General features: G+C 46.8%; 24 protein-coding genes and 3 pseudogenes. 17 read left to right on the top strand and 10 right to left on the bottom strand.

Annotated elements, in window-relative coordinates:
* Positions 1–20: 20 nt before the first annotated feature.
* Positions 21–929 carry a cation diffusion facilitator family transporter gene (locus DRI82_RS20965; RefSeq protein ID WP_114195849.1) on the bottom strand — a complete coding sequence of 303 codons (909 nt, stop codon included), beginning with the start codon at positions 927–929 and terminating at the stop codon, positions 21–23.
* Positions 930–1,464: 535 nt separating this feature from the next.
* Here DRI82_RS20965 and DRI82_RS20960 point away from each other — a divergent pair.
* The 4 genes from DRI82_RS20960 to DRI82_RS20945 all read left to right on the top strand — a co-directional run bounded on the left by DRI82_RS20960 (position 1,465) and on the right by DRI82_RS20945 (position 3,587).
* Positions 1,465–1,863 (top strand): hypothetical protein, encoded by a 399-nt coding sequence (locus DRI82_RS20960; RefSeq protein WP_114195848.1) that lies wholly within the window; start codon positions 1,465–1,467, stop codon positions 1,861–1,863.
* Between the two features lie 4 nt (positions 1,864–1,867).
* The gene (locus DRI82_RS20955; RefSeq protein WP_157968120.1) at positions 1,868–2,389 is read left to right on the top strand and encodes a hypothetical protein; all 522 of its coding nucleotides are present in this window, start codon (positions 1,868–1,870) and stop codon (positions 2,387–2,389) included.
* 80 nt (positions 2,390–2,469) lie between these two features.
* Positions 2,470–2,988, top strand: a complete 519-nt coding sequence (locus tag DRI82_RS20950) for a hypothetical protein (RefSeq protein WP_157968119.1) — start codon at positions 2,470–2,472, stop codon at positions 2,986–2,988.
* A gap of 80 nt (positions 2,989–3,068) precedes the next feature.
* Entirely contained in the window at positions 3,069–3,587 is a 519-nt protein-coding gene (locus DRI82_RS20945; RefSeq protein WP_157968118.1) for a hypothetical protein, read from the top strand.
* Positions 3,588–3,705: 118 nt separating this feature from the next.
* Here DRI82_RS20945 and DRI82_RS20940 read toward each other — a convergent pair whose 3' ends face one another.
* The 4 genes and pseudogenes from DRI82_RS20940 to DRI82_RS20925 all read right to left on the bottom strand — a co-directional run.
* Positions 3,706–4,002, bottom strand: coding sequence for a tail fiber assembly protein (locus tag DRI82_RS20940; protein WP_114195844.1), 297 nt, complete (start codon positions 4,000–4,002; stop codon positions 3,706–3,708).
* Positions 4,003–4,507: 505 nt separating this feature from the next.
* Positions 4,508–4,618 (bottom strand): annotated as a pseudogene (locus tag DRI82_RS24820) (type VI secretion system tube protein Hcp); the annotation flags it as partial.
* Positions 4,619–4,634: 16 nt separating this feature from the next.
* Positions 4,635–4,721, bottom strand: a pseudogene (locus tag DRI82_RS24815) (type VI secretion system tube protein Hcp); the annotation flags it as partial.
* Between the two features lie 88 nt (positions 4,722–4,809).
* Positions 4,810–4,973: pseudogene (locus tag DRI82_RS20925) on the bottom strand (tetracycline resistance MFS efflux pump); the annotation flags it as partial.
* Positions 4,974–5,314: 341 nt separating this feature from the next.
* Here DRI82_RS20925 and bla point away from each other — a divergent pair.
* Positions 5,315–6,205 carry a class A beta-lactamase gene (bla, locus tag DRI82_RS20920; RefSeq protein WP_114195842.1) on the top strand — a complete coding sequence of 297 codons (891 nt, stop codon included), beginning with the start codon at positions 5,315–5,317 and terminating at the stop codon, positions 6,203–6,205.
* A 116-nt stretch (positions 6,206–6,321) separates the two neighbouring features.
* Here bla and DRI82_RS20915 read toward each other — a convergent pair whose 3' ends face one another.
* The 4 genes from DRI82_RS20915 to DRI82_RS20900 all read right to left on the bottom strand — a co-directional run bounded on the left by DRI82_RS20915 (position 6,322) and on the right by DRI82_RS20900 (position 13,139).
* Entirely contained in the window at positions 6,322–9,477 is a 3,156-nt protein-coding gene (locus DRI82_RS20915; protein ID WP_281269793.1) for a S8 family serine peptidase, read from the bottom strand.
* Between the two features lie 577 nt (positions 9,478–10,054).
* Complete coding sequence (gene tnaA, locus DRI82_RS20910) at positions 10,055–11,455, bottom strand: tryptophanase (RefSeq protein WP_114195840.1); 1,401 nt, start codon at positions 11,453–11,455, stop codon at positions 10,055–10,057.
* Positions 11,456–11,594: 139 nt separating this feature from the next.
* Positions 11,595–11,693, bottom strand: coding sequence for a tryptophanase leader peptide (locus DRI82_RS20905; RefSeq protein WP_114195839.1), 99 nt, complete (start codon positions 11,691–11,693; stop codon positions 11,595–11,597).
* A gap of 330 nt (positions 11,694–12,023) precedes the next feature.
* Complete coding sequence (locus DRI82_RS20900) at positions 12,024–13,139, bottom strand: DUF1615 domain-containing protein (protein WP_114195838.1); 1,116 nt, start codon at positions 13,137–13,139, stop codon at positions 12,024–12,026.
* A 337-nt stretch (positions 13,140–13,476) separates the two neighbouring features.
* Here DRI82_RS20900 and DRI82_RS24810 point away from each other — a divergent pair, with 337 nt between their 5' ends.
* The 4 genes from DRI82_RS24810 (at position 13,477) to DRI82_RS20880 (ending at position 16,231) form a co-directional block, all read left to right on the top strand.
* Positions 13,477–13,632, top strand: a complete 156-nt coding sequence (locus DRI82_RS24810) for a hypothetical protein (RefSeq protein WP_425452683.1) — start codon at positions 13,477–13,479, stop codon at positions 13,630–13,632.
* 488 nt (positions 13,633–14,120) lie between these two features.
* Entirely contained in the window at positions 14,121–14,813 is a 693-nt protein-coding gene (locus tag DRI82_RS20890; protein WP_114195836.1) for a deaminase domain-containing protein, read from the top strand.
* Positions 14,814–14,946: 133 nt separating this feature from the next.
* Positions 14,947–15,636 (top strand): helix-turn-helix transcriptional regulator, encoded by a 690-nt coding sequence (locus tag DRI82_RS20885; RefSeq protein WP_114195835.1) that lies wholly within the window; start codon positions 14,947–14,949, stop codon positions 15,634–15,636.
* A gap of 226 nt (positions 15,637–15,862) precedes the next feature.
* A complete protein-coding gene (locus DRI82_RS20880) occupies positions 15,863–16,231 on the top strand; it encodes a VOC family protein (RefSeq protein WP_245956894.1) in 369 nt (122 codons plus the stop codon).
* Between the two features lie 103 nt (positions 16,232–16,334).
* Here the strand turns inward: DRI82_RS20880 and DRI82_RS20875 are convergent, their stop codons facing one another.
* Positions 16,335–16,643: a type 1 fimbrial protein gene (locus DRI82_RS20875; protein WP_114195834.1), complete on the bottom strand. Its 309-nt coding sequence runs from the start codon at positions 16,641–16,643 to the stop codon at positions 16,335–16,337.
* A 566-nt stretch (positions 16,644–17,209) separates the two neighbouring features.
* Here DRI82_RS20875 and DRI82_RS20865 point away from each other — a divergent pair.
* The 8 genes from DRI82_RS20865 to DRI82_RS20830 all read left to right on the top strand — a co-directional run bounded on the left by DRI82_RS20865 (position 17,210) and on the right by DRI82_RS20830 (position 24,641).
* A complete protein-coding gene (locus DRI82_RS20865; protein ID WP_114195833.1) occupies positions 17,210–17,938 on the top strand; it encodes an SAM-dependent methyltransferase in 729 nt (242 codons plus the stop codon).
* Between the two features lie 619 nt (positions 17,939–18,557).
* Entirely contained in the window at positions 18,558–19,808 is a 1,251-nt protein-coding gene (locus DRI82_RS20860) for a hypothetical protein (protein WP_157968116.1), read from the top strand.
* Positions 19,808–20,800: a glycosyltransferase family 2 protein gene (locus tag DRI82_RS20855; protein ID WP_114195831.1), complete on the top strand. Its 993-nt coding sequence runs from the start codon at positions 19,808–19,810 to the stop codon at positions 20,798–20,800. Before DRI82_RS20860 ends, DRI82_RS20855 begins: the two co-directional genes overlap by 1 nt.
* On the top strand, positions 20,797–21,138 hold the full coding sequence (locus DRI82_RS20850) for an EamA family transporter (protein WP_114195830.1): 342 nt from the start codon (positions 20,797–20,799) through the stop codon (positions 21,136–21,138). Before DRI82_RS20855 ends, DRI82_RS20850 begins: the two co-directional genes overlap by 4 nt.
* 83 nt (positions 21,139–21,221) lie before the next feature.
* Positions 21,222–21,875 carry a glutathione S-transferase family protein gene (locus tag DRI82_RS20845; protein WP_114195863.1) on the top strand — a complete coding sequence of 218 codons (654 nt, stop codon included), beginning with the start codon at positions 21,222–21,224 and terminating at the stop codon, positions 21,873–21,875.
* A gap of 414 nt (positions 21,876–22,289) precedes the next feature.
* Positions 22,290–23,117, top strand: a complete 828-nt coding sequence (locus DRI82_RS20840) for an RHS repeat-associated core domain-containing protein (RefSeq protein WP_114195829.1) — start codon at positions 22,290–22,292, stop codon at positions 23,115–23,117.
* A gap of 116 nt (positions 23,118–23,233) precedes the next feature.
* Positions 23,234–23,782 carry a kinase inhibitor gene (locus DRI82_RS20835; RefSeq protein ID WP_114195828.1) on the top strand — a complete coding sequence of 183 codons (549 nt, stop codon included), beginning with the start codon at positions 23,234–23,236 and terminating at the stop codon, positions 23,780–23,782.
* Between the two features lie 46 nt (positions 23,783–23,828).
* Positions 23,829–24,641 (top strand): helix-turn-helix transcriptional regulator, encoded by an 813-nt coding sequence (locus DRI82_RS20830; protein WP_114195827.1) that lies wholly within the window; start codon positions 23,829–23,831, stop codon positions 24,639–24,641.
* The last annotated feature ends 28 nt before the right edge of the window (positions 24,642–24,669 follow it).

The following is a 24,669-nucleotide window of genomic DNA, read 5'->3' as shown; positions in this document are numbered from 1 at the left end:
TCACGCGGGGCGTCCAAACCTTATAACCATTTGTTGTCATGGGTAAAGGCAATCGTCAGCCAGCGATGGGGACCGAGTTCACCGATGCCTTGTGATATTTCATCGCGAATTTTGTCCAGCGCCAGCACCCCAATTTTGTCCATCTCGGGTGGGACAATAATATGGATCTCCACAAACAGTCCGCGCCCCATGCGGGTGGCATAATTGGAGTAATCCAGGAAACCGTATTGCAGCGTGAGGCGCTCCATTAACGCTTCAATCTTGGAGTCCAATGAATCCGGCGTCATTTGCAACACCTCCTGTACCGCTGCGATTACCGTTTTTATCGGCACGGGGATCAAAACCAACGTCAGTAACGCCAAAACGAACGGGTCAGTATAGGCAATCAAATGTTCGTAGCGGGTGCCTTCCATTGCCCACGACAGAATAAACGCCACCAATAACGCGGAACTGATACAGGCCGACATCAGCCAGCTTTTGGTATCCAGCGCGATTAATTCTGATTGCACGGTCTTGTTCATACGGCGTTGTCTCAGATACAACGTAAAACAGAAAACACTGACCACCACGGCATAAACAATTGCCCATCCCAATTCAAGCTCGCGTCCACCCTCTACGATACCTTTCACTGCATTCACAAACGCGTATAAACACAGCAAGACCAATAGACTGCCATTGAACGCCAGCACCAGCGGTTCTACATGCCAGAAACCGTACTGGAAGCGGCGGCTGTGCGGTTGGCCAAGCAAGCGTGACACCAGCAGCGACAGGCTGCACATACCGGCATCAATGGCTGAAAACATGCCGTCAAAAATAATTGACATGGAGCCGCAGAGAATACCAAAAAGTATCCCCATACTGGCGATGATCAGGGTACAGAAAATAGATCGCTTAAGGATCTGTTGCTCAAGTAACGTGTTTTGGCTCATGAAAATGACCCTGTCAGAAATAGACGCCCGCGCACGGTGGGTTAATCCCTATGTCATGCAATGCTATGTCGTGCGAATTGAATCTTTGTTCAATGAACTGTTGTACTTGAAGAAAATATAGTTTACGTCGGGAGAATGTGCACGTAACGTCAGACAGTTGGCGTCGAAAAGGGGGTGAAACTGTCAGAAAAATCCTCGTGGAGAACTGTTCCGAGAATGGCGATACGCTCAAGCGCGTTGGGTAGCGCACGCTCGTGCCAGCATACCTGACTCAGCGATTAATGAGGATAAGGAGTTTTCTGGGAACGTGATTATTTGTACGATAAGAATTTTTTTGGAACACGCTGCATAATATGCATTAACGTCCTGTGATTCGATATGAAAATTATATAGTGTCTGCATAGAATATTTTCGTAATTTATATATTCCGTGCTTTTTATAATTTCATAAAATAATGACTCCATTCATCCGGAAACATTTTAATACAGCTTGGCATGTTATAATTCAATGCCCATATTCTTCCGGAGATTATTTTATGAAAAAGAAATTTATAACTTTGATGGTTTCACTGATTCTTGTTGGGTGCTCATCTACTCCACCGCCTGAGAGTCACAACATTAATAATCAACTCACTGCGGGTGCTGTCACGCAATATATCCATAAAGGGAAAACAACCCAGGCAGATATTGTGGCCGTTTTTGGACAACCGCAAATTGTGACCCAAGGTGCAAATAAGGATGCGATTTGGACATACCAGGCAACAGCGCAAGTAGCAACCAAGCATGCCAGTGGCGCATTCGCCAATATATTCATCGCAGGAGTCGACAGCAATAACGCTACGACAAGCGATACTCAGCGTATTTTTACGTTAATCCTTCGTTTTGATGCAAAAGGTGTGGTTTCGGATTATCAAATGCGCCAATCAACTTTCTGAGGATATGATGAAATCAGCTCCTTTACTGTTAATTATCAGTTTATCCGTCGTAACGCTGAACGGATGTAGCACCCCGCCGCCACCGAGCATGTCCCCATTACAGCTTCAGGAGATGCAGACACACCGCGTCGATACCGACATGAAAACCACATTTAATGCCGTGATGAATGTATTGCAGGATAAAAATTATCAGATTGTGAATGCGGATGTGAATAGTGGGTTTATAAAGGCACAATCTGAAAATGTTGACACTGTATCCTCATTAAATAAAAGCCTCGCTATCATCCCTGAGATTTTTGGTACTAGTTTATATGCTGACTACCATCAATTACACACCACGATTATTTTGGAGAATATTGATGCCAATCAAACAAAATTACGTTTCAATATTAAAGAACATGAGCATAAGGTTGGAACAAATCAATCCACCTATGATATTGATACTACAATAAAAGACGCAAAAAGTTATCAATCCATGTTCGAAGCCATCGATCAACAACTGTTTCAACAAAAGATGATGAAATAAACTCTTGTCTACCCTGTTCTTACTAAGCATAAGGAAACAGCCATGAACACTCAAACGAAAATTAATCTTGTGAGAATAGAATGAAATCAGCTCCTTTACTGTTAATTATCAGTTTATCCATCGTAACATTGAACGGATGCAGCACCCCGCCACCACCGAGCATGTCCCCATTACAGCTTCAGGAGATGCAGACACACCGCGTCGATGCCGACATGAAAATCACATTTAATGCCGTGATGAATGTATTGCAGGATAAAAATTATCAGATTGTGAATGCGGATGTGAATAGTGGGTTTATAAAGGCACAATCTGAAAATATTGACACTGTATCCTCATTAAATAAAAGCCTCGCTATCATCCCTGAGGTTTTTGGTACCAGTTTATATGCTGACTACCATCAATTACATACCACAATTATTTTGGAAGATATTGATAACAACCAAACAAAATTACGTTTCAATATTAAAGAACATGAGCATAAGGTTGGAACAAATCAATCCACCTATGATATTGATACTACAATAAAAGACGCAAAAGCATATCAATCCATGTTCGAAGCCATCGATCAACAACTGTTTCAACAAAAGATGCTGAAGTAATCTCTTGTCTACCCTGTTCTAAATAAGCATAAGAAAACAGCCATGGACACTCAAACGAAAATTAATCTTGTGAGAATAGAATGAAATCAGCTCCTTTACTGTTAATTATCAGTTTATCCGTCGTAACATTGAATGGATGCAGCACCCCGCCGCCACCGAGCATGTCCCCATTACAGCTTCAGGAGATGCAGACACACCGCGTCGATGCCGACATGAAAACCACATTTAATGCCGTGATGAATGTATTACAGGATAAAAACCATCAGATTGTGAATGCGGATGTGAATAGTGGGTTTATAAAGGCACAATCTGAAAATGTTGACACTGTATCCTCATTAAATAAAAGCCTCGCTGTTATCCCTCATGTTTTTGGTACTAGTTTATATGCTGACTACCATCAATTACATACCACAATTATTTTGGAAGATATTGATAACAACCAAACAAAATTACGTTTCAATATTAAAGAACATGAGCATTTGGTTGGAGCAAATCAAGCCACCGCTGATATTGACACTACAATAAAAGACGCAAAAGCATATCAATCAATGTTCGAAGCCATCGATCAACAACTGTTTCAACAAAAGATGCTGAAATAGCATAAATGTTCCTGATTGAAATAGGGGCAATATTTCTTTAACACTTAAATAAGGGAAACGTTGAGATAATAGATGACATTCCTTTGTCATCCTGATTATCAATCAAACGTCTCCCAATTTAAGCTGTCTCCTGTGGCCATAACGGCCAGTCAGGATTTTCTTGCGTTAAATCCATCTCCATCAAGTGTTGTCCGTAATGTTGCAACAACATTAACATTTCCTGCTGTTGGGGCGTGGCTATGCCTAAAGCCAAAGCGCTTTGCAATGGAAATGCGTGCGTAGTAGCCTGTTGCAAAAAAGTATTTCTGCGCTTGATGTTAGTCGTCAATAGCACCTCTTCACTGGGGCGAAAAGCTGTGATCTCATCTTCCCGATATTGCCATTTTCCCGAAATATCACACCCTTCCGGCAGCATCTCAGTTTCGACAACCGAGAAGCCATCAGGATACAGGCGAGAAACGTCTTCTGTTATTCCACGTATAATCCCAGTCTGAGGATCAATCGCGAGTTACCAGATCAACGTCATCCATTGTGTAACCCACCACTGCACATCCATCTGGAGGTCCGCTTGAAAAGGGAAAATATCCGACGCCAAGGCTATTTTTGTAGGGGGATTTTCACTTGTTAACAGTCGATTACGAATTTTTGTTAAAAGAAATAACTACATCGTAGACTCGCGAAAATTGCCTGGTTCGTGTTTCTGTTCTGCTTAGGCGCAAGGTTAATAGATCCCGCCCAATTTATCAGCCTCAATGCGACGCAACGTTTTGCTGAGTGGGCGCACGGCTATTCGAACCAAGAAAACTTTGATGATTTGTGGGTGCTGGCGTGGATTGTGTGCTCATTGGTGTTCGCCGTCGTCGACTATCTCATAACAATGCTGATTATCCGAAAGATGCGCCGCTAAGGGCGCATTTCTTTTAAATCGTTTGACGCTCATTCCACGCATCGGCGAACTGAACATTTCCGTCAACATAATGCCAAGTGATTTTTTCATAGTTGAGGCTGACGCTTTCAACGTGGTTAATCTGTAAGCTGGTGAGTTTTACTCCCTTCGCGATCTTTAACATCGACAGATCCTTTGATGTCAGCGCCACCGTCATCTTTAAGCCACATATTAGCAGCGATTGGCATTTTTACTTTGTCCTGATGTTGTTAGTAAATCCATGCCTCGTGAAAGCCATCGCGACCAGTGCGATACAGGTGCCAGTGATACCTATCTAATTACCGCCCCGGCGAGGGAGATGAGTAGAACCGGACGGCGGCCAAGTCGATCGCTCAATGCGTCACGTCCTCGATCAGCCGCGGCAGGATAGGAAAGATCAGGCCGATCCCGACCGCGTCGAGACCAATGGCGGTGAAGATAACGACAAGCGGTTTATTCATGTACTCAATCTCAAAGTGTACTCAGTATATGCATGTATATCATCAAAAGCGCCTTATTGGCGTCATCCTATCGCCGCCGCGCCCATTGCTGCTTGGAATTAAGGCATAATGAGACTTCTCAACATTGCCTGGATTTTTCAGCATTGAAATTCTTGCTTCTTGCCAACCGATTAATAAAGTAGGATGTTGCGCGCGAAAGTCGGTTGTTGAATGTATATTTAATGAACTTTTAATGGGTTGGAGTGATCTTCTTTAAAGAATACCTCGCTTGTGGCGACCGTTTTTACATTTTATCCGCGATAACTCTCTTCATATCACCTTCTCATCCAATGAGGTTTTTCATGATTAAAAACACACTTCGCAATACCCTGCTGATGACTGCAGCGGTGATGCCCCTCTTGTTCAGCAGTACGCCGCTGTGGGCGAAAACCGGCGACAACGTCGCGGAGATTCAGCAGAAACTGGCAGATTTGGAAAAAAGTAGCGGTGGGCGTTTGGGTGTTGCGCTCATTAATACCGCAGACAATTCACGCATTGTTTATCGCGGTGATGAACGTTTTCCGATGTGCAGTACCAGTAAGGTCATGGCGGCCTCTGCGGTATTGAAACAGAGTGAGACGCAGAAAGATGTCCTGAATCAGCGAGTAAAAATCAGCAAATCAGATTTGGTCAACTACAACCCCATCACTGAAAAGCATCTTGATACCGGGATGACGCTGGGTGAGTTGAGCGCAGCGACACTGCAATACAGTGACAATACCGCCATGAATAAACTGATTACCCATCTCGGCGGAACGCAAGGCGTGACGGCATTTGCCCGTTCTATCGGCGACAAGACGTTTAGACTGGATCGTACTGAACCAGAATTGAATACGGCTATTCCCGGTGATGAACGTGATACATCAACACCGTTGGCGATGGCTGAAAGCCTGCGTAAATTAACGCTGGGTGATGCGCTTGCAAAACCACAGCGCGCGCAGTTGGTTGAATGGCTGAAAGGCAACACAACGGGCGCGGCAAGTATCAGGGCTGGTCTTCCAGAGACGTGGGTTGTCGGCGATAAAACCGGCAGCGGCGACTATGGCACGACCAACGATATCGCGATTATCTGGCCAACCAATAAGGCCCCGTTGATTCTGGTCACTTACTTTACCCAGACTGAACAGAATGCCAAATCCCGCAAGGATGTTTTGGCTGACGCTGCCAGAATTGTCACCCAGGCAAATCCCTAGGTAATTCCGTCGTATCAGCAATTTCGCCCTGAAATGGATGTCGGGGAGTGGGTTTGTAAAATGAAAAGTCACGCATAGAAATAACATTCCTATGCGTGACTGATTACAGTGATACTTTAGAAGGAAACTTTCAATTTAGCGTACACGCCATTCGACGTGATATCGCCATCGTAAGCACCGGTATAGGACAAACCGAGCGTAGCAGATTTGCCAAGCTGCGTTTCAACCCCGAGACCTACGCCGAACATATTGGAAAGCTCGCCGCCTTTGATCCTGGCAACGCCAGTATCAGCGATTTGCATGTTGGCTTCAGGGGTATTATCACCGAAGAAGTGCATGCCATAGACATCGCCTTTCAACGCCATCTTCACGTCACCTACGCTGAAGGGAAGAGCAGTACGCAGACCGAGGGTCGTTATCTGCAGGTCCTGATTGTCAACATTCGTTGTGAACGTCATGTTATCAACCGTTTCCGCATAGTTATCAGACTTGATATGCATCCAGTTGAGGCCAAAGTAAGGCTCGACTGAGAACGCATCGGTATTGAAGCCCGTGTAGGCTGCTTCTGCAAAGAGCTGAGTGATTTCAGCCTCGGTAGAAATCGCATTCGGGCCAACCGTACTGCCAACCACCAAATTGCGCATGGCATCGCGGTCTTGGTGAGTGTGCATCACACCGTAGCTAAGTGAAGCAACATCAGCGACTTTGGATACACCGTACAGACCAAAGTGCAGATCATCGCTGTCGACCTTACCGTAGGTACCGCCGTTGAAGTCCGTGGAACCGGCACCAAAGTACAGACCAATTTTAGTGCTGTCGGCGACATCGACTTCAGCACCGACCAGGGCCGCATAGAAATCAACATCCATGCTTGACTGACCATAGTCGACATCAGACCAGCTACCGATGCCCGCGGTCCAGAGACGCGCGTTGCCATCGGCCAGTTCTGCTGAACGACCCGTACCCATGCCGAGTGCTTCGTCCTTAACGGTACGGGACATGGTCATCGCATTGACTATGCTGGCGTTCTGCACGTTGAGGTAAAAATCACTGCCAAGCGCGTTATAGGTGTTGCGAACTTCGCTCTTGGTACCGGACAGCAGCGTATGGTAAAGATCGCCTGCCCCGGCATTTTCGATGGTTTCAGCAATAGCGCGTCCATTGTCGAAATCTGCGTAACTGGCAAAGTTTACATCATCATTGCGCCCAAAGCTGGCGGTGAGCACGTTGCTGTTGATTGTCACATCCGTCTTGAAGAATGCGTAATCAGGTGGCGCTATCATTGCCTTGTCAGCATCAGTCAGGACATCAGCCGTCACACTGCCCGTTGATATGATGCCGCGTTGATAGGCATCTTCATACACGTCGCGGGAGGTTGAACCGACGGTCAGCATTGACCCTTCCTTAAAGGTCAGCGCGCCAACGCTCACATCTTCACCGGCACTGACGACATAGGTGCCGCCTGAATTCACATCAATGTTGGCTTTATGGCTTGCTGTCGATGTCAGGTTACCCTTCAGCGTAAAGGTGTCGGTATAATTGGCGATCACACCAAATTTACCGCCGTTCACCATCACCGTATTACTGCCAAAAGATTCCGTGAATCCATACAGGGTACCCTTCTCGACGGTAGTACCGCCCTGATAGGTATTGTCCCCGGTCATAACCAGCGTACCTGCGCCCTGCTTCACCAGAGAACCATCGTACAGACCCGCGTCAATCTTGGCCTGAATGGATTCTGCGCGTTTTTCATAGTACTCAAGGCGCAACTTCTCGGCATCGGCCTGATTAATGATGTGGTCCGTTACGTCGGCGTTGCCATCATCCACGACAAAACTCGTACCCAGCTCATAGGCGCCCCCTGCGGCGATACCATCAGCCCTATAAGACTGTAACCAGGCGAGATCTTCCTGTTCACGCGCGTTCAGGGCGTTCTGGCTAATGTCATTGCTCCAGACATCCAATGGCGTGCTGGCAAGATTATATTCAAAATTGCCAAGCAACTGACCCGGACCGTACATGCCCTTATCGAGATCCGGAACACCCCAGCCGTAACGAACATCAGGAACGCCGTCTGCAGCAGTCCAGTAAACAAACGTGGAACCGTCTGGATTCTGGTGACTTGCTGTTGTGAACATCACATCACGCGCCTGCATCGCGGTCATATCCTGGTAACGGGAGAGCAGAACGCCCATCGCGCCAGTAACATGTGGGGCAGACATTGATGTACCGGATGAATTCCCCCAAGCCAATGCGCCTGACGTCGCATTAACCGTGGTTGAATAGATACCGTTACCCGGAGCAGCGACTGTCCACCATTTTGCATTACCCGCTTCGTTCCAGGTTGTCACGAGAGAGTAAGTACCATCAGCAAGTTGTCTCAACCCGGCAACGGCCACCCAATGTTTTTCAGCTTCTGGATTGTAGTAAGGATAAAGCGCACGATAAAACGGATTGGCAAAGTCGCGGTTACCCGTTGTAAATACCTGAACAACGTTGGTACCTTTCACTGCATCATAGGCGGCATCAACAAATGACGGATTATCACCGTATATTTTGTTGAAATAGAAATATTCATATTCGGATTGAGCGTTAGTATTCGCCGGAATATGTACCCCGGTGCTACCGCCATCACTTCCTGTTGAGCCGTTATTGATAATGCGAATATTGGTGCCCCAGCTGTTGTTAATTACCTGGGCGCCAGAATCAACAATCGCTTTCCAGCCAGTATAGAAGAATTGATAGTCCTGGAAAGGACCATAGTTATTGCCGTCTGTCCCGCCGGTGTTGCCGACATAAACATCAGCCCCCCAGGCGACACCATGCATTTCATTGCCATCGCGGTTGGCACCTACGGTACCCGTTACGTGTGTTCCGTGACCGTCGTTGACCCCCTGGATCCATTGCCCGGAAATATCATACGCTTCGCCTGCGGTATATTGACCGTTCGCCGTCTGCGGATACCGCAAGCCAGAAGATCCATACTCACCAGCAGCTTGAACCGCATGGAAGCGATCGCCATTAAGATCCGGATGCGAGAAAAGTACCGCCCCAGAATCCATCACGCCAACCTTAACGCCCTGCCCGTAAAACCCCAGCGCATAGGCGCTTGAGGCTTTCATCGCAGCCATACCCCAGTCTTTCTGATACTCTGGCGTTTCCCAACTTGTCTTATCACCAATCACACCGGGATCTGCATAGGCTGCGAGGGCGCTGGTGGTGATCGGCATTGTTGCCGCTGCAATTGCCAATGCAATAACAGATTTGCTCATGTTTCTTTTATTTCTTTTATTTCTTGGTTTCTCGTTCGCAATAACGTACTCTTGACCTATATTATCCCGTAGTGTATTAGAAATCAGGTCCATATAAATTTCCTTTTAGTTATTGGTTGGCCGCTTTCTATCCATGGCTATCCGTATGTTCAGCGGCATTCAAAGCTTGCTCTTCCTTTGCTTATTAAATATTGATAAGTGTCACGTCTTCACTATATTTTATGTGACCTCTCTCTGCATATTGTACAAACTTTCCCAGCTCAGAATTTGCAACTCATAAATAAAAGACTCATTTTTTTAAAAAAGTAAGGCTTTAATGTGGACAGAGGAAATTCTTAATGGATAAATGGGCCGTAAAACTCAGAAATATCCTACAATTAAATGATTTCTTAAAAAAAGTGGAAAGAGCCTCAGGCTATCTGTTGAAAAACTGAATCTGAGGAGGGATTGATAAACAGGTCACAAGTTAATACTGGAAAGAATATAGGCAACGGAGTTTTGCACACTGAAACACGCAATTTTATTTTGGATAGCCTTCGCCCGATCGGGTGAAGGCTATATCATTCTGGAAGAGCGATTATTCCACGGGTTTTAACCGGGCAACGAAGTGACGCAACACCGGTGGTTCGTAGGTAAAGGTATAACCCTTGATGGTGGATGCCCTGGATTTGAGTGCGATCAAGGCATCGGCGATGTAGTCCATATGGTCGTTGGTGTAAACGCGGCGTGGGATCGTCAGGCGCAGCAGTTCCAGCGGTGACTCTTTCTGTTTACCTGTATCCGGATCGCGTCCCAGCAGCAGCGAGCCAATCTCCACGCTGCGGATCCCCGCCTCAAGATACAACGCATTATTGAGTGCCTGAGCCGGGAACTGATCGGCAGGAATGTGCGGCAGAAACAGTTTGGCATCAACGAACACCGCATGGCCGCCGGTCGGATATTGAATCGGAATCCCCCCTTCCATCAACCGTTCTCCCAGATAAGCCACCTGCCCGATGCGGTAGCTGAGATAATCCTCGTTCATGCCCTCTTCCAGGCCAATCGCCATGGCCTCCATATCGCGCCCAGCCAGACCGCCGTAAGTAACAAATCCCTCCATGGGTACGCAACGGATGCGCACGTCATTGAACAGATCCTCATCGGTACGGAAACAGCATAATCCGCCAATATTCACCATTGGATCTTTCTTGGCGGACATGGTGAGCATATCGCCATATTGATACATTTCGAGCACGATCTCTTTCACCGATTTGTCGGTATAACCGGCTTCGCGCTGCTTGATAAACCAGGCGTTTTCGCAGAAACGTGCCGAGTCGATCATCACAGGAATATTGTGTTGCCGGGCAATCCGGTAAACCTCCCGCATATTGGCCATCGAAATAGGTTGCCCGCCAGAACTGTTGCACGTCACGGTCGTGACGATCGCCACCACGTTGTCTGCGCCATGTTCATGGATTACGGTTTGCAACATATCCAGGTCAAAATCCCCTTTCCAGTCATAGTACGTCTTGGTGTCGAAGGCTTTAGGGGTTACGACGTTAATGGCTCGGGCTCCGTTCAGTTCGACATGGGCCGCCGTGGTGTCGAAGTGGAAGTTGGAGATGAAAACGGGTTGCTTACCGCCTCCCTCCTTCTGTTTCTTGGCAATCAGGCACGGGAAAAGAATCTGTTCCGCGCCTCGTCCCTGGTGCGTGGGGATGGTAAAGGGATAACCGAGCAGTTTTTGTACCTGATCGCACAGATGGTAGTAGTTGCGTGAACCGGCGTAGGCTTCATCGCCCATCATCAGTCCGGCCCATTGGTGGTCACTCATTGCACCGGTGCCGGAGTCGGTAAGCAGGTCAATATAGACATCTCTGCTGGGCAACAGGAACGGGTTATATCCGGCTGCGGCAAGGGCGACTTCACGCTCTTCGCGTGTCGTCATATGAATGTTTTCTACCATTTTAATGCGGAAAGGTTCAGGAATACGTTTCATCACTTATTTTCTCCAGGTGTAACCGTGCCGTGACAATAAGCGGTATTCGCAACTTGCGGGTAAATAGATGCCGCACCGTCACTGACAGTGAAATAATATTTATCAGAAGTGTTCAGCCACAGCTGAAATAAGCGAGGAGTTAGTTTGGAAAGTTATTGGTCAGACGATGATCGATGTTAAACCAGGCCGGACTGATGCCGGAGATGCTCTGTTGGTGACACAATGTGTAGCGTGCCATAAAGCTTCCTCAACGCGTGGATGACGTGTGGCTAGCTTAAAGTAGAATGAAATACGCACAAGTGATGAAACGCACAAAAATCATTGAGGATGGATATTTTATCGAAAAGAGTGATGGGCTTCTGATTAATTTTTCAGATAGCGGAATTTCCAGCCAATTACCTTGATAGTAATTATACCCTATCGGCGATTATCCATTATCTACGACTATTCCTGATAATAAATATACCGACCAATTATAGGACGTAAGATCTGCAAATTGGCGCCGGACGGTTCATCCCGATGACGAACCGTCGGTTTTCAAACCACTGCAAGGAAAATAAGCACAATCTCACCCTGCGGACGCTTTGCTTATGCAACGCTGAAAACGCTCATCAACCCGTTTGGCAAACCAGGCCGTGGTGAGTTTGCGGGTGATTTTCGGACTTTCGAGCGTAATGCCTGGCAGGATTTGGCGCGGCAATGCTTTTCCTGTCGCTTTTTCAGCCAGTGCAAAAACATTTTTAAACAGCGACGTCTTTTCAAAATCGAGCCTATCCCCCTGTTCTAACGCCCTGCGGATCGATGAATAGCTCATATCGAGACGTTTACCCAACACGCGAACAGCGAGTTCGGTTTTGCCGGCGGTTTTGGAACCGTAATTAATCAGGTCGCCATCCAATGCCAAAGGAATTCCGGATGCCTGACTGACAGCGTTTTGAAAGGCGGCGTTACGACTGGCATACCAGCCAGCGTTAAAGTCGGCGAAACGATAGATTGGCTGCGGATAATTGGCCGGATATCCCAACAAATGTGCAATGCCGAAATACATCCCGCCCCGGCGGCTGAACACCTCATGGCGAATTGATGTTTCAACCGGATACGGATAGTTTTTTGCATGCGCCTCAGCAAAGGCGATACTGACTTGCATTGGCCCGCCGGTGTGTACCGGATTCAGGTTACCGAATAATTTTTGTCCCATCGGCACCATATCAATAAAGTCATCGAAAATGGCACTCAACTGCTTCTCGGTACGCACCGTATCCAGCCGCTGACTGTAACTCTTGCCATTGGGTGAGTTGATTTTCAGCGCGGTATGAACCAAAAACTGCGGAATGTGCAGTTGGTCAGCGCGGCGATCGATCTCCGCCCAGGCTATTTTGGATAATCCGGCTACGGGCGCTTCGGCCTGAAATGTCGATTCCTGTTCGGTCACGGCCACGACGGCGCAGAGATTTTGCGTTGTGGGGGCAATTTCTTGCGCTGCAAAAGCCGCATAGATGTCGGTAGCCCAGCCCTGTTTATCGGTGACTTTCGTGGGCATCATCGCCACAATTTTACTTTTGACATCCATTGGCCGCGGTGCGGGTTTTTCTTCGGTCTTGTGCGTTGCGCAACCCACCAGGATCAGCGCAACGCTCAAACACAGGGTGCGTACGCTGCGACGGCGTAATTTATTCTGTGGCATAGAGAGGTGTCGCAAAGAAATTTACTGGCATAGAGTCCCTGATTATCGCTTTTGTATAGCCCTAGCTTATGATTGTACTGAACTTAACGGATATGAAAGCAGGGATCCAGTGATTAAAGAGACAATCTATCCAGGGAGCTACACGTTGTTTTCCCTTCTGCATGTGATGTATTGGCGTGATAAGCGCGATGATCGCACCAAAAGAGAATGATTTTATAATAGTTGACTGTGAAAAAGTAGCGGACATTTATCCCTCAATAAAAGGGCAGTAAAGAGACTGCATCGTACTCAGTGTATTTTGCAAGGTCATATTGTCAGTCGCTCTACGTAGCACGACATATATCAATTAAGTGATGGAACAGACTCTGTATTGATCGGAATCGACAATAAACAGTGGCCAATAGGCATGCGAGTGGATGACAAAACCAGAGTTGAAATATCTGGCGAGTTCGTAAAGCATCTTCTGTATGCCCGAATGTGGCATTCTCTTTGATGCAACGCTGACTTCCTATTCAGTTCCTCGAAACGCCCCCGCTCCATAAGAACTTACAATTACCGTCCTGCATCAAAGAGAATGATTTTATGATAGTTGGCGGTGAAAAAAGTAGCGGGTATTTATCCCTCACTTGAGGGTCAATAAAGAGGCAGCATCGTGGTAAACAGAGACTATTATGACTGACAGGGTGATAAGGGATCGTTTTCAATAGTCCCTATATCGCATAATGTGTTTAAATTAATCACAGGTGATATTATGAAAGATATTCCTCTTCAGTACGCTGGGCAGCGACGTTCCTCCGTGAGTGGCCACTATTTATTGGGCAATGGTTATCGGGGATTTAACCCTATACTAAAACGCTTTGCGGGTCAGGATAGCTATAGTCCGTTTGGTGCCGGGGGGCTAATGGTTATGCCTATTGCGGTGGGAACCCAGTCAATCACACTGATCCGTCGGGACATTTGTTCTGGGAAGAATTTTTGATAATGATAATGAACGCTTTTATTGACACCTCCATTGCCACTGATGCGATAACAGACTCTGTAGGTGAAGCTGCAGGTGAAGTTATTGGCGGTACTGCTGGTAGTACACACTATAGAGGAATGGCTAGCGAAAATAATCCTCTTGCAAATGAAATATTTAATGGAGCAGGTTGGAAATCTTCTGGTAATAACATTATTTTTGCTAATGGTGCCGCCCCTTCAGATGTGATTTCTTTTTGGAAGAGTCAAATTACGTCAATTAAAAAAAGGCGTGATTTCGAAAGGAGAAATTTTGCTTTTATGGTATTTCGTCCAACTGGTGAGTCAAAAGATTTTTTCCTTTTTAGTATCAGTGGCAATAAAACATTTAAGCACGTTTTTGAACAGATTCCTGCATTCCCCCAAGAGAGGCCGAAAGCTTTTGATGTTTTTGATATACCAGAAGGGCATTATAGAGGTTTCGACACGGAATCTAAGCTATTAGAGCACTTTAACAATTATACAGATAAAAATGTGAGTGGAACAATGTATCTTTACTCTGAGAGGTTTTTTTGCGACTCATGTAGTAACGTCATTAATAATTTCGTAAGAGAATTTAAGAACATAAGATTTATTGGGTATATGGAAGAGTTTAATGGCAATGGGAAATCGTTTTTCCTTAATTGGGGTGTCATGCCCATTTTACTTTGCATTTAATTAAGTCATTGCTAATAAGGAGAGTGGAAATGACTTTATTATCACTACAGCTCAGTTTGCCCAAAGGTTGGCTACTGTGGCGCTAAATAACAATGTAGACTCATTATTTTCCAACAAGAAAGGATGTCACATCGTGTCACGTGCCCAGCGCTTACTGGATTTGATTCAACTTCTGCGTAATCACCGTTTCCCGGTGTCCGGCGCCCACCTGGCGGATGAACTAGGGATCAGTCTGCGCACGCTATATCGTGATATTGCTACCTTGCAGGCACAAGGGGCGAGTATTCAGGGTGAACCGGGAATGGGTTACGTCTTGCAACCTGGATTTATGCTGCCGCCCTTGATGTTTTCGCAAGAAGAGATCGAAGCGCTGGTATTGGGTTCGCGATGGGTTGCTGCCCGTGGGGATGAACATCTCGGTTCAGCCGCGCGTAACGCACTCTCCAAGATTGCCTCGGTCTTGCCTGATGAGCTGCGCTATACGCTGGACACGTCGGCTTTGTTAGTTGGGCCGGGTAATGCGATTCCTGCGGAAGATCTTGAATTGGCGCAACTCCGCCGGGCAATTCGCGCCGAGTGCAAAATCGAGATCGGTTATCTCGATCTTAAAGGCAATACGTCCACGCGCATCCTCTGGCCCTTTGCGTTAGGGTATTTTGATCAACTGCATATGCTGGTTGCCTGGTGCGAACTGAGGCAGGATATACGGCATTTCCGTACCGATCGGATTACCAATATCAACGTGACAGACGTGCGTTACCCACGTCGACGCCAGGTGTTGCTCAAGGAGTGGCATGCGAAAGAAAAAATCCGGCCGCAATGAACTTCGTCGGCGTGATGTGCTGTACGCCAGAGCGAAAAGATTTGGAAGTTAATTTCTCAGATATTCGTCTGATTGAACCCCTTGGGAAAGTGCTCCACGACATGAATTGATGCGAAAATGAAATCACTACTGACAGAAACTGTCAGTGGGAGAGACTATGATTATTGCGTGAGACATAATGTTAGCAAGCCAATATAATCAACATGTTATGCGGAGCGTATCTAAGATGGAACCCAATTTTATTATGCTGTATGTCGATAGCCCGGCGAAAAGCGCAGATTTTTATACCCGTCTTTTCGGTAAAAAACCGGTCGAGGCATCACCGACGTTTGCCCTGTTTATACTCGATTCGGGGATAAAATTTGGCCTGTGGTCGAAGCACACGGTAGAGCCTGCGGCACAAATGACAGGTGGTGGCGGTGAAGTGGCGTTCAGCGTAGTGGATAGTGAACAGGTCGATGACACCTATTCTCGCTGGGTCAAACAAGGTTTGTCGATCGCCCAGGAGCCGGTGCAAATGGATTTCGGTTATACCTTTGTGGCCTTGGATCCCGATAACCATCGGTTACGTGTCTATACAATGACGGAAGAGTGAATCGGCATTAGGCTATATTCAAGTATTCGATTTTTAAACAGAAATATTACAGGATAAAAAAATGCCATATCGTTTAACTGTCAAACGATATGGCAATCTACAACTAATTATAGGTAACCGTCACAACCCCCAGTGTTTTTTGTTGATTGATCCACTGAAGCTTGGTAGTCCCCATATCAGATGGCAACCGTGCGGACGAGGTATTAATCGTCTTCAATGATCGTTGATTAGTTCCATTGCGCCCACACTGTGCTTGAGTCGTTTGAGAGACGATTGAAACAGTGCATGTATCTTCAACAATACTGCCCAAGAAGCGAATTACTCCGCCTTGCGTACTTGCTGATGCAGCATAACCCATTGTCATCCATGAAAGAAACACTCCCACCATCAAAAATAGCCGATTGGTGTTCATGGTTTTCTCGCTTTCTCAAAGTTAATCGGATTGTTTTCTCATATAATTCTATTACTTTCTCAAATCGACCTATTTAATTACTAGGCCAATTTAATTATAGATCGATGTCGAGATTATTTAGTAACTTTTTATAATATATTTTTTATCCACAGTAAGATTAAGGCTGGCTCATGGGAGAATTTTCTTAATAGAAACCTTACAATACTCTGAACAGTCCTATGTTTTTTTCAATGATAAGCGAAGTAATTACCACGATAAAAGAAACATCATCGAAATTGCGTTTATGGCAGGATCAATGTTTGGTCTATATAATTAAAGATCCTGACCGGCATGATCACTGTATTCGGGGCTTGAGGAAAAGGCTGACCGAAACTTTGCCAAATGTACGGTGATGGGTGTTACGATCCACAGTAGAATAACGCGGGTATTCAGCGCCTCTCCCCTACCGGGGTTTTCAACCAGCGCGTATTGCTGGATAATAGCGTCAAGGCCCAACGTTGTTTCAGGCAGTCAGGCAACCCGTTGCGCTTATCCGACGACACAACTCAGTAAAAGGAATTTCTGTATTGGACATCCCACGAATCTACAACGTTACCGAAAGCGCTCACCGCATCCATAACCCGTTCACACCAGAAAAGTTCGCTACTCTCGGCGCTGTGTTGCGCCTGGAGCCGGGGACTCGTGTGCTCGACCTCGGCAGCGGTTCTGGCGAAATGCTCTGCACCTGGGCACGCGACTATGGAATCACGGGCGTCGGCATCGACATGAGCCAGTTGTTCAGTAAGCAAGCGGAACTCCGCGCTGAAGAACTCGGCGTCGCCGGCAGCGTCGAATTCATTCATGGCGACGCTGCCGGTTTTGTTGCCGATGAAAAGTGCGGTGTGGCAGCCTGTGTCGGTGCCACGTGGATCGGTGGGGGAGTCGCTGGCACCATCGAGCTTCTGACGAAAAGTCTCTGCACCAACGGGATCATCCTCATCGGCGAGCCCTACTGGCGTCAGTTACCCCCGACGGAAGCCGTTGCCAAAGAATGCTTTGCCAATTCTGTCTCTGACTTTCTCATGCTTCCTGATCTTGTCGCGTCTTTCGACGAACTCGGCTACGACGTTGTGGAAATGGTTCTGGCAGACCAGGAAGGCTGGGACAGATACGAGGCGGCCAAGTGGCTCGAAGCGAATCCCGACGACGACTTTGCAAAAGAAATTAGAGCCGAAATGACCATAGCACCCAAACGCCATGTCACGTACGTGCGAGAATTCCTTGGTTGGGGCGTGTTCGCGCTGATGGCACGGTGATGTGAGACAACCGGGGTATCCGCTTTTACCTGCTTTAAATAGCCTATAGTTTAGCGACGATAAGTATCGCAAACTATCAGCATGATGAATGAGAAAAAATAACTCACTCTGGGTTAAACTCGCCCAGAGTGAGTCTGTTAAGTAAATTTTTGATAGTGTCAAAATCCTTGTATTTCACCAGAGTATCGGGTGCATCCTTGGCAGCCCCTGTGCTACAGGCTTTGAACCACCCCTGCTCGGACTGCACCCGCTCAGCATTCCAGCCATACTTTCTGAACTGTGCTGATTTGGGATAACCCTGAGCTAATTACTGCATCAATAAAGCAGGTTGTTCATTCTGCATTATTTTTTTGGGATTTCTACGAATCGTATAATCATCCATTACTGGACAGGAAGGTGTAACCGTCTACGCTTTGAGAACTAGCATAAAATGGTCCATTCAGTTTTTGTTCCGTGTTGTGACTGAGTTCAAACAACGTAAAAAGGTAACTGCGCGATGGCGTTCGCTGGTGAGGATATAAATCAAAGGGATAAAAGCAAAAAAATAAACCTTTTCCTGGTGGTTGGTATTGCTGCTCTGTGTGGTATTTTTTTAACCATCCAATTTAACCCAGGATTTATGTCTGATGACAGTCTGACACAGTATCGACAGGTTATTGGTGCCCAGTCCCTCAATGACGCACATCCGGTTGTTATGGTGTATTGGTGGCGGACTCTGCTTGACGTGTTCGGTTTCCCGGGTGTGATGCTGGCTTTCCATCAACTGATGTACTGGAGCGCGCTGGTTTTATTGGTTGTTCAAATTACCCCGGTGTTATATCGCCAATTATTACTGTTGGTGATGATGGGTTTTTGGCCACCGATGCTCATGATGTCACTGCATATATGGAAAGATGTCGGCATGATGAGCGCACTTGCCTTGTGTGCCGCTGCCGTTCTGGCTTACGCGCGTAAATCACATTGGGGCTGTTTTTTAACGGCCTTGCTTGCCTTGTTTTATGCTGTTGCAGTCAGAATTAATGGTTTCATCCCAGGCATTATTCTGTTGCTGTGCCTATGTTATTTTCTAGCCCGCCAATACCGCCTTTCGTCGTGGCGTACCGCAGGAATAACGATCCTTCTTTCGCTGGGCATTGCGTTAGGACAATGGTCAATCATGGGGATGATTACTGCCGGGGTGCAACGTATCTACGGTATGGGCACGCTCCTTGTCTGGGATATGGCGGCCATTTCCGTGGCGGAAAATCAAAATTTATTGCCCCCCTACCTGCCAGAGAAAATCTCCGGCACCGATGTTTTGACGGGCCTGCAGGAAAAATATACCCCTCTGGTGAATACACCGATTTATGAGGTCGTTTCTCCCTATCTGGATGAGCAATACCATACGCAGCTAAGGAAAGACTGGTTAACACTGGTAGTGACGCATCCACAAGATTATCTGGCGCACCGTTTTCACGTTTTTACTGCATTACTGGGGCTGACAGATGGCGTTGTTTATAGTGCTTATCAACCCGGAATCAGAAAGAACTGGCTGGGGGTGCAGTTCGTTTCGTTGTCCCAAGAAGACCTGCAACGTGATTTGGCCTTGTTTGCCACGCTGGCCGCATCTCCCGTTTATCGGGTCTGGTCATATGTGTTGCTGGGGTTGGGGGTATTTCTGGTGGCCAGTTTCCGACTGGTGCGCCGGTGGGGAACGTTACGCGGTAACCTTCTCGCTGCCACTGTCAGCTTGAGCGGCCTTGCCAACGCCGCGTCATTGTTCTTTATCGCAACGGCGGCAGACTTTCGTTACATGATTTGGAGCATTTTCTCGGCCATTATTGCCATGGCGATTTTACTGGCTGATCTCCGTAATAAAAGGAACACCTGATGAAAACTGGCTCCAAAATAGCGGTTGTCATCCCGTGCTATAAGGTAAAAAAACACATTGTCGGTGTTATTGAGGGCATTGGTCAGGAGGTCGAGCGTATTTACGTCATTGACGATTGTTGCCCTGAAGATTCAGGGGATTATGTGAATACCCACTGTACCGATCCCCGTGTTCACCTTCTCCGCCATGTGGTCAATCAGGGGGTTGGCGGGGCCGTAATGACCGGCTATCAGGCTGCCATAAGCGATCAGATGGACATTATTGTCAAGATTGATGGCGATGGGCAAATGGATCCACGGTTGTTATTAAATTTCGTCACCCCCATTTTGCAACGAGAAGCCGACTATACCAAAGGTAATCGTTTCTTTAATCTGGAAAACATTCGCACCATCCCTCGAACCCGGTTATTTGGGAACGCCATTTTATCTTTCATGACGAAAATTTCATCCGGTTACTGGGGACTCTTTGACCCAGTGAATGGCTATACGGCTATTCACCGTGATATTGCTCGTCAACTCCCTTTTGACAAAATAAGTCGCCGCTACTTTTTTGAAACGGATATGTTATTTCGGTTAAACACGCTCCGGGCGGTTGTCATGGATGTTCCCATGTCGGCCAAATATGCTGACGAGATCAGCAACCTGAAAGTATCGAAAGTTATCGGTGATTTTCTTTTCAAGCATATGCGAAATTTTGTTAAGCGCATATTCTATAATTACTATCTCAGGGATATGTCTGTTGCCTCACTGGAGTTGCCATTAGGGATTATCTTTACTCTTTTTGGGACGATTTATGGTGGTGTCCATTGGCTAAAAGGATTTGAGACCAACATACCTGCCCCAGCAGGAACTGTAATGTTCTCTGCCATGCCGGTTATTGTGGGAATTCAATTTATCCTGGCATTTATCAGTTATGACATCGCCTCAGTACCCGATAAGGTGCAATATATCCGCTATTCTCCAACCAGTAAAACTGATCGAGGGTCACTATGACGTATTTAGTGGCATTATTATGCGTTATCGGTATCGCCACGGGGCAGATATTATTTAAACTCAGCGCGACAATAATGCATAAAATGGGCAGTATTTATGCTCCCCGAGGATTGGTTATTCTTTTTTTAGCATTGCTGTTGTATGGCGTGACTACGCTGGCCTGGGTCTGGGTATTACAAAAAATGGCACTAGGTAAGGCGTATCCTTTGATGGCCCTGGCTTTTATTTTAGTTCCTATAGGAAGCTATTTTGTTTTTGGTGAGCGGTTTCATATTCAATATGTGATTGGTGTAGTCATGATAATATTTGGTATTTACCTCGTCTTGTCACGGCAGTGAGTAAAGTTAGAGGGGATTCGCGCCCTAACCTGCGCTCAACCATGTGACGCACGATGGCGTTGCGCATTCATCTGGAGGTTCCAATGATCCCGACCATTACTGCCTTTGAACGGTCGCCTGATGGCGGCCAGGGGTTGGCGCGCGATACGCGTGTCCGCTGGGCGCTGGAAGAAGTGGGGCAACCTTACCAGGTGCGGCTGGTTTCATTCAAGGCGATGAAGGAACCCGAACATCTCGAGTTGCATCCTTTCGGGCAAATTCCGACCTATGAGGAAGGCGATCTCACCCTATTCGAGACCGGGTCCATCGTGTTGCATATCGCGCAGAACCATAAAGGTCTGTTGCCGGTCGATGCCAATGCCAGAGCGCGCGCCATTACCTGGATGTTCGCCGCGCTCAATACGGTGGAGCCCCCAATCCTCGAACTCGCAAACGCCAAGTTGCTGGAGAGTGACCGATCGTGGAGCAAGGAGCGACTGCCGCTGGTCATGGATCGCGTCCGCACCCGGCTACGCGAATTGGCCAATCGCCTCGGCGATGCCGACTGGCTCGATAGTTCGTTCAGTGCCGGCGACCTGATGATGGTGCATGTGTTGCAGAGATTGAAGTCGTCGGGAATGCTGGACGAGTTTCCAAACCTCGCCGCCTATGTCGCCCGCGGCGAGGCTCGACCTGCCTACAAACGCGCTTTTAACGCTCAATCGGCAGTTTTCACCGCCACGTCGACCGCCCCCTAGAGTTTTCAGGCAGAGATCTTCCTCTGGGCGAGGTGCGTCTGGTGAATAAGGCGTTTGGTCTCTGAACCAGTTGGTGAAGGGAAAACTCAATCAGGATCCTGCACGGTAAGCACCTTGTTTTATAATATCTCCGGTTATTTTTGCAAAATATCGGCAATGACACCAAACTCAATAAATTAAAAATTTCAAATATATAAACCGAGAAAATTTGACATTATGATATGTGAAAAATGTGATTAATATTTACTTTTGAACATATTATAAAGTCGGTTATTTTCCATTAATTATAATGTTATTCATAAATCACCTGCATATTCAATGTGTAAAATTATCCTGAGAATCGTTATTTAATATGATGTAATGGTTTGAATAAACATATTTGTTTTTTAATTGGGTTTTATAAGGAGCAATATTATGAGTGATATGTTGAAATGTTCATTGGGGTATCTTGGCGCACTTCGGTCTGCTGCCGATGGGAATTATCTCCTGGGTAATGGTTACCGCAGCTATAATCCTGTATTGAAACGTTTTTTTTCGTGGGATCGTTCCAGCCCTTTCGGCATGGGGGGTACCCATGGCTACAACTACTGTAATGGCAACCCGGCACGACTATCCGATCCTTCAGGGAGAGGACCAATAGAAGAAGATATCTTGTTCCTCGTTGATATTCTTGTCGTTGATGGTGTGGAGGATACGGCAGGAGGGGTAGCTATTGCAGCGGAAGTGGGTGTTGACGCAGTAGCAGAAGTTGATGAGGCGTCTGCATTAACCAGTTTTGAGAATAAAATGAGCTGCCTGCCAAACGAAATGGTTGACCAGATATATTCCTATCTTGATGAGGATAATCTCAATGGCGTCAGCCAATTGTGGAAAGGATTAGAAACTCAGGTTGAGGAGTATAAGCTGGGGCTTAATAGGCGTTCATTCAGGAAACTTACTGAGCGCATAGATTCGAGGTTGTCGAATTTTAAAACAAGAAGCGCGTTAAGTGATGACGTGGTTGCCAGTGTATTACAGCGCGCATGGGATTCACGTAAAATGAAAATGCTAAGTGAAAGCGACATCAAGAATATGTTTGATATCTATCTAAATGGTAATAATAAGTACGAATTTTCCCGTGAGAGGGGAGTAACGAAAGTGATGCACCATACTAATGTCCCTGTCCAACCGCAAATCCCCTATATTGAACCTCAACAGGACTTTTTTAACCTAAACGAACTGATGATGCTAGGGATGCTCTAGTCAAAAAGGAGGGTAATTCCCCCCTGAGCGTTTCGGCACAGAAGAAAAGCGTTGCGGTCTAATTCATCTCATCTTGAAACGGTATGCTTCAATTACTTTTATAAGGAGAATGTAATATGAGAAAAATGACCGTAATGCTGGCAATGCTGTCTGTATCGCTGTGTGCCGAAGCCGGGGATTTTGTGTTACGCAGTTCAGACATTGCGCAAGGGATGATGATGAAAAACGCGCAGGTATTTGCGGGTTTTGGCTGTAGCGGCGCCAATCAATCACCACAATTGTCGTGGCAAGGTGCGCCAGCAGATACCAAAAGCTTTGCTATCACCGCATACGATCCAGACGCGCCAACCGGAAGCGGTTGGTGGCACTGGACTGTCGTCAACATCCCGGAACAGGTGAATGCTTTGCCTGCTGATGCCGGAAAACCAGACAGTAAAACTTTGCCTGCGGGTGCGATAGAAGGCCGCAATGACTTCGGTTATGCTGGATTCGGTGGCGCATGTCCACCGGAAGGTGATAAACCTCACCGTTACCGTTTTACTGTTTGGGCGCTGAAAACGGAAAAATTGCCTATCGACGCGGGTTCCAGCGGTGCATTGGTCGGTTTTATGCTGAACAGCAATGTAATAGCGAAAGCTGAACTCGTGCCCGTATATGGTCGTTAATAGCCAGTAATTGAAGATATAAGCACGTTATTGGAGAGCGAAACGGATGGCGATACAAGCAGTTAATCACACTCAGAAAATCATGACCACCGCGGAGATTACTGCCTGTCACTCACATGTGTTGCATCGGGTGACACTATTCACCCCTGCCCTTTGTCATGTGCGTAAAGGTAGCAAGATGCTGCAATGGGGTGAAAGAGTATTAACTGTGGGTAAAGAATCGCTCATCCTGTTTCCAGCGGGTATCGAGTTAAAAATAGCGAATACCCCTGAAGCCGGTAAATACCATTCAGATATGGTTAATCTCACTCAAGATATTTTGCGCGATTTTCGTCAAAATCATGTGGGTTCACTGACGCCAGGCTCATCGGATTCGCTATCCGTTCCCTTTGATACGCACACTCGATTGATGTGGGACAGTCTATTACAAGCGATGAGAAGTCAGTCTCCGCATCCGCTTCAAGTCCATATAGTGCAAGGATTGCTTTTAGCTCTGCATCTGGCAGGAAATGCGGGGGTGTTATTGCGTAACCGTCATGATCCACTGGCAGAACAGATCGAGCAAATTTTCCTGACGGATCCTGCACGCGAATGGTCTGTAGATGATGTCGCACAGCAGATCTATATGAGTGGTTCTTCATTGCGCCGCCGTCTGGCGCTCGAAGATAAAAGTTTCCGCTCTATCCTGGAAGGTGTGCGCATGGGGTGCGCCTTGCATTCATTGCAGACAACCGAATTGTCGGTTGGTCAGATTGCCAATGAGAGCGGTTATGCTTCCGCCTCTCGTTTTACCGCCCGTTTTCGTCAACGCTTTGGATTGGTTCCGAGCGCCTTACGCCATGCAATGCGTCATCCGTAAAGGGTAATGACCTTCATAAGAGGGTTAT

Source organism: Edaphovirga cremea, assembly GCF_003332275.1.
Taxonomy (GTDB): Bacteria; Pseudomonadota; Gammaproteobacteria; order Enterobacterales; family Enterobacteriaceae; genus Edaphovirga; species Edaphovirga cremea.
Note: the sequence above shows the minus strand (reverse complement) of the source record. Positions and strands in the feature narration are given on the sequence as shown.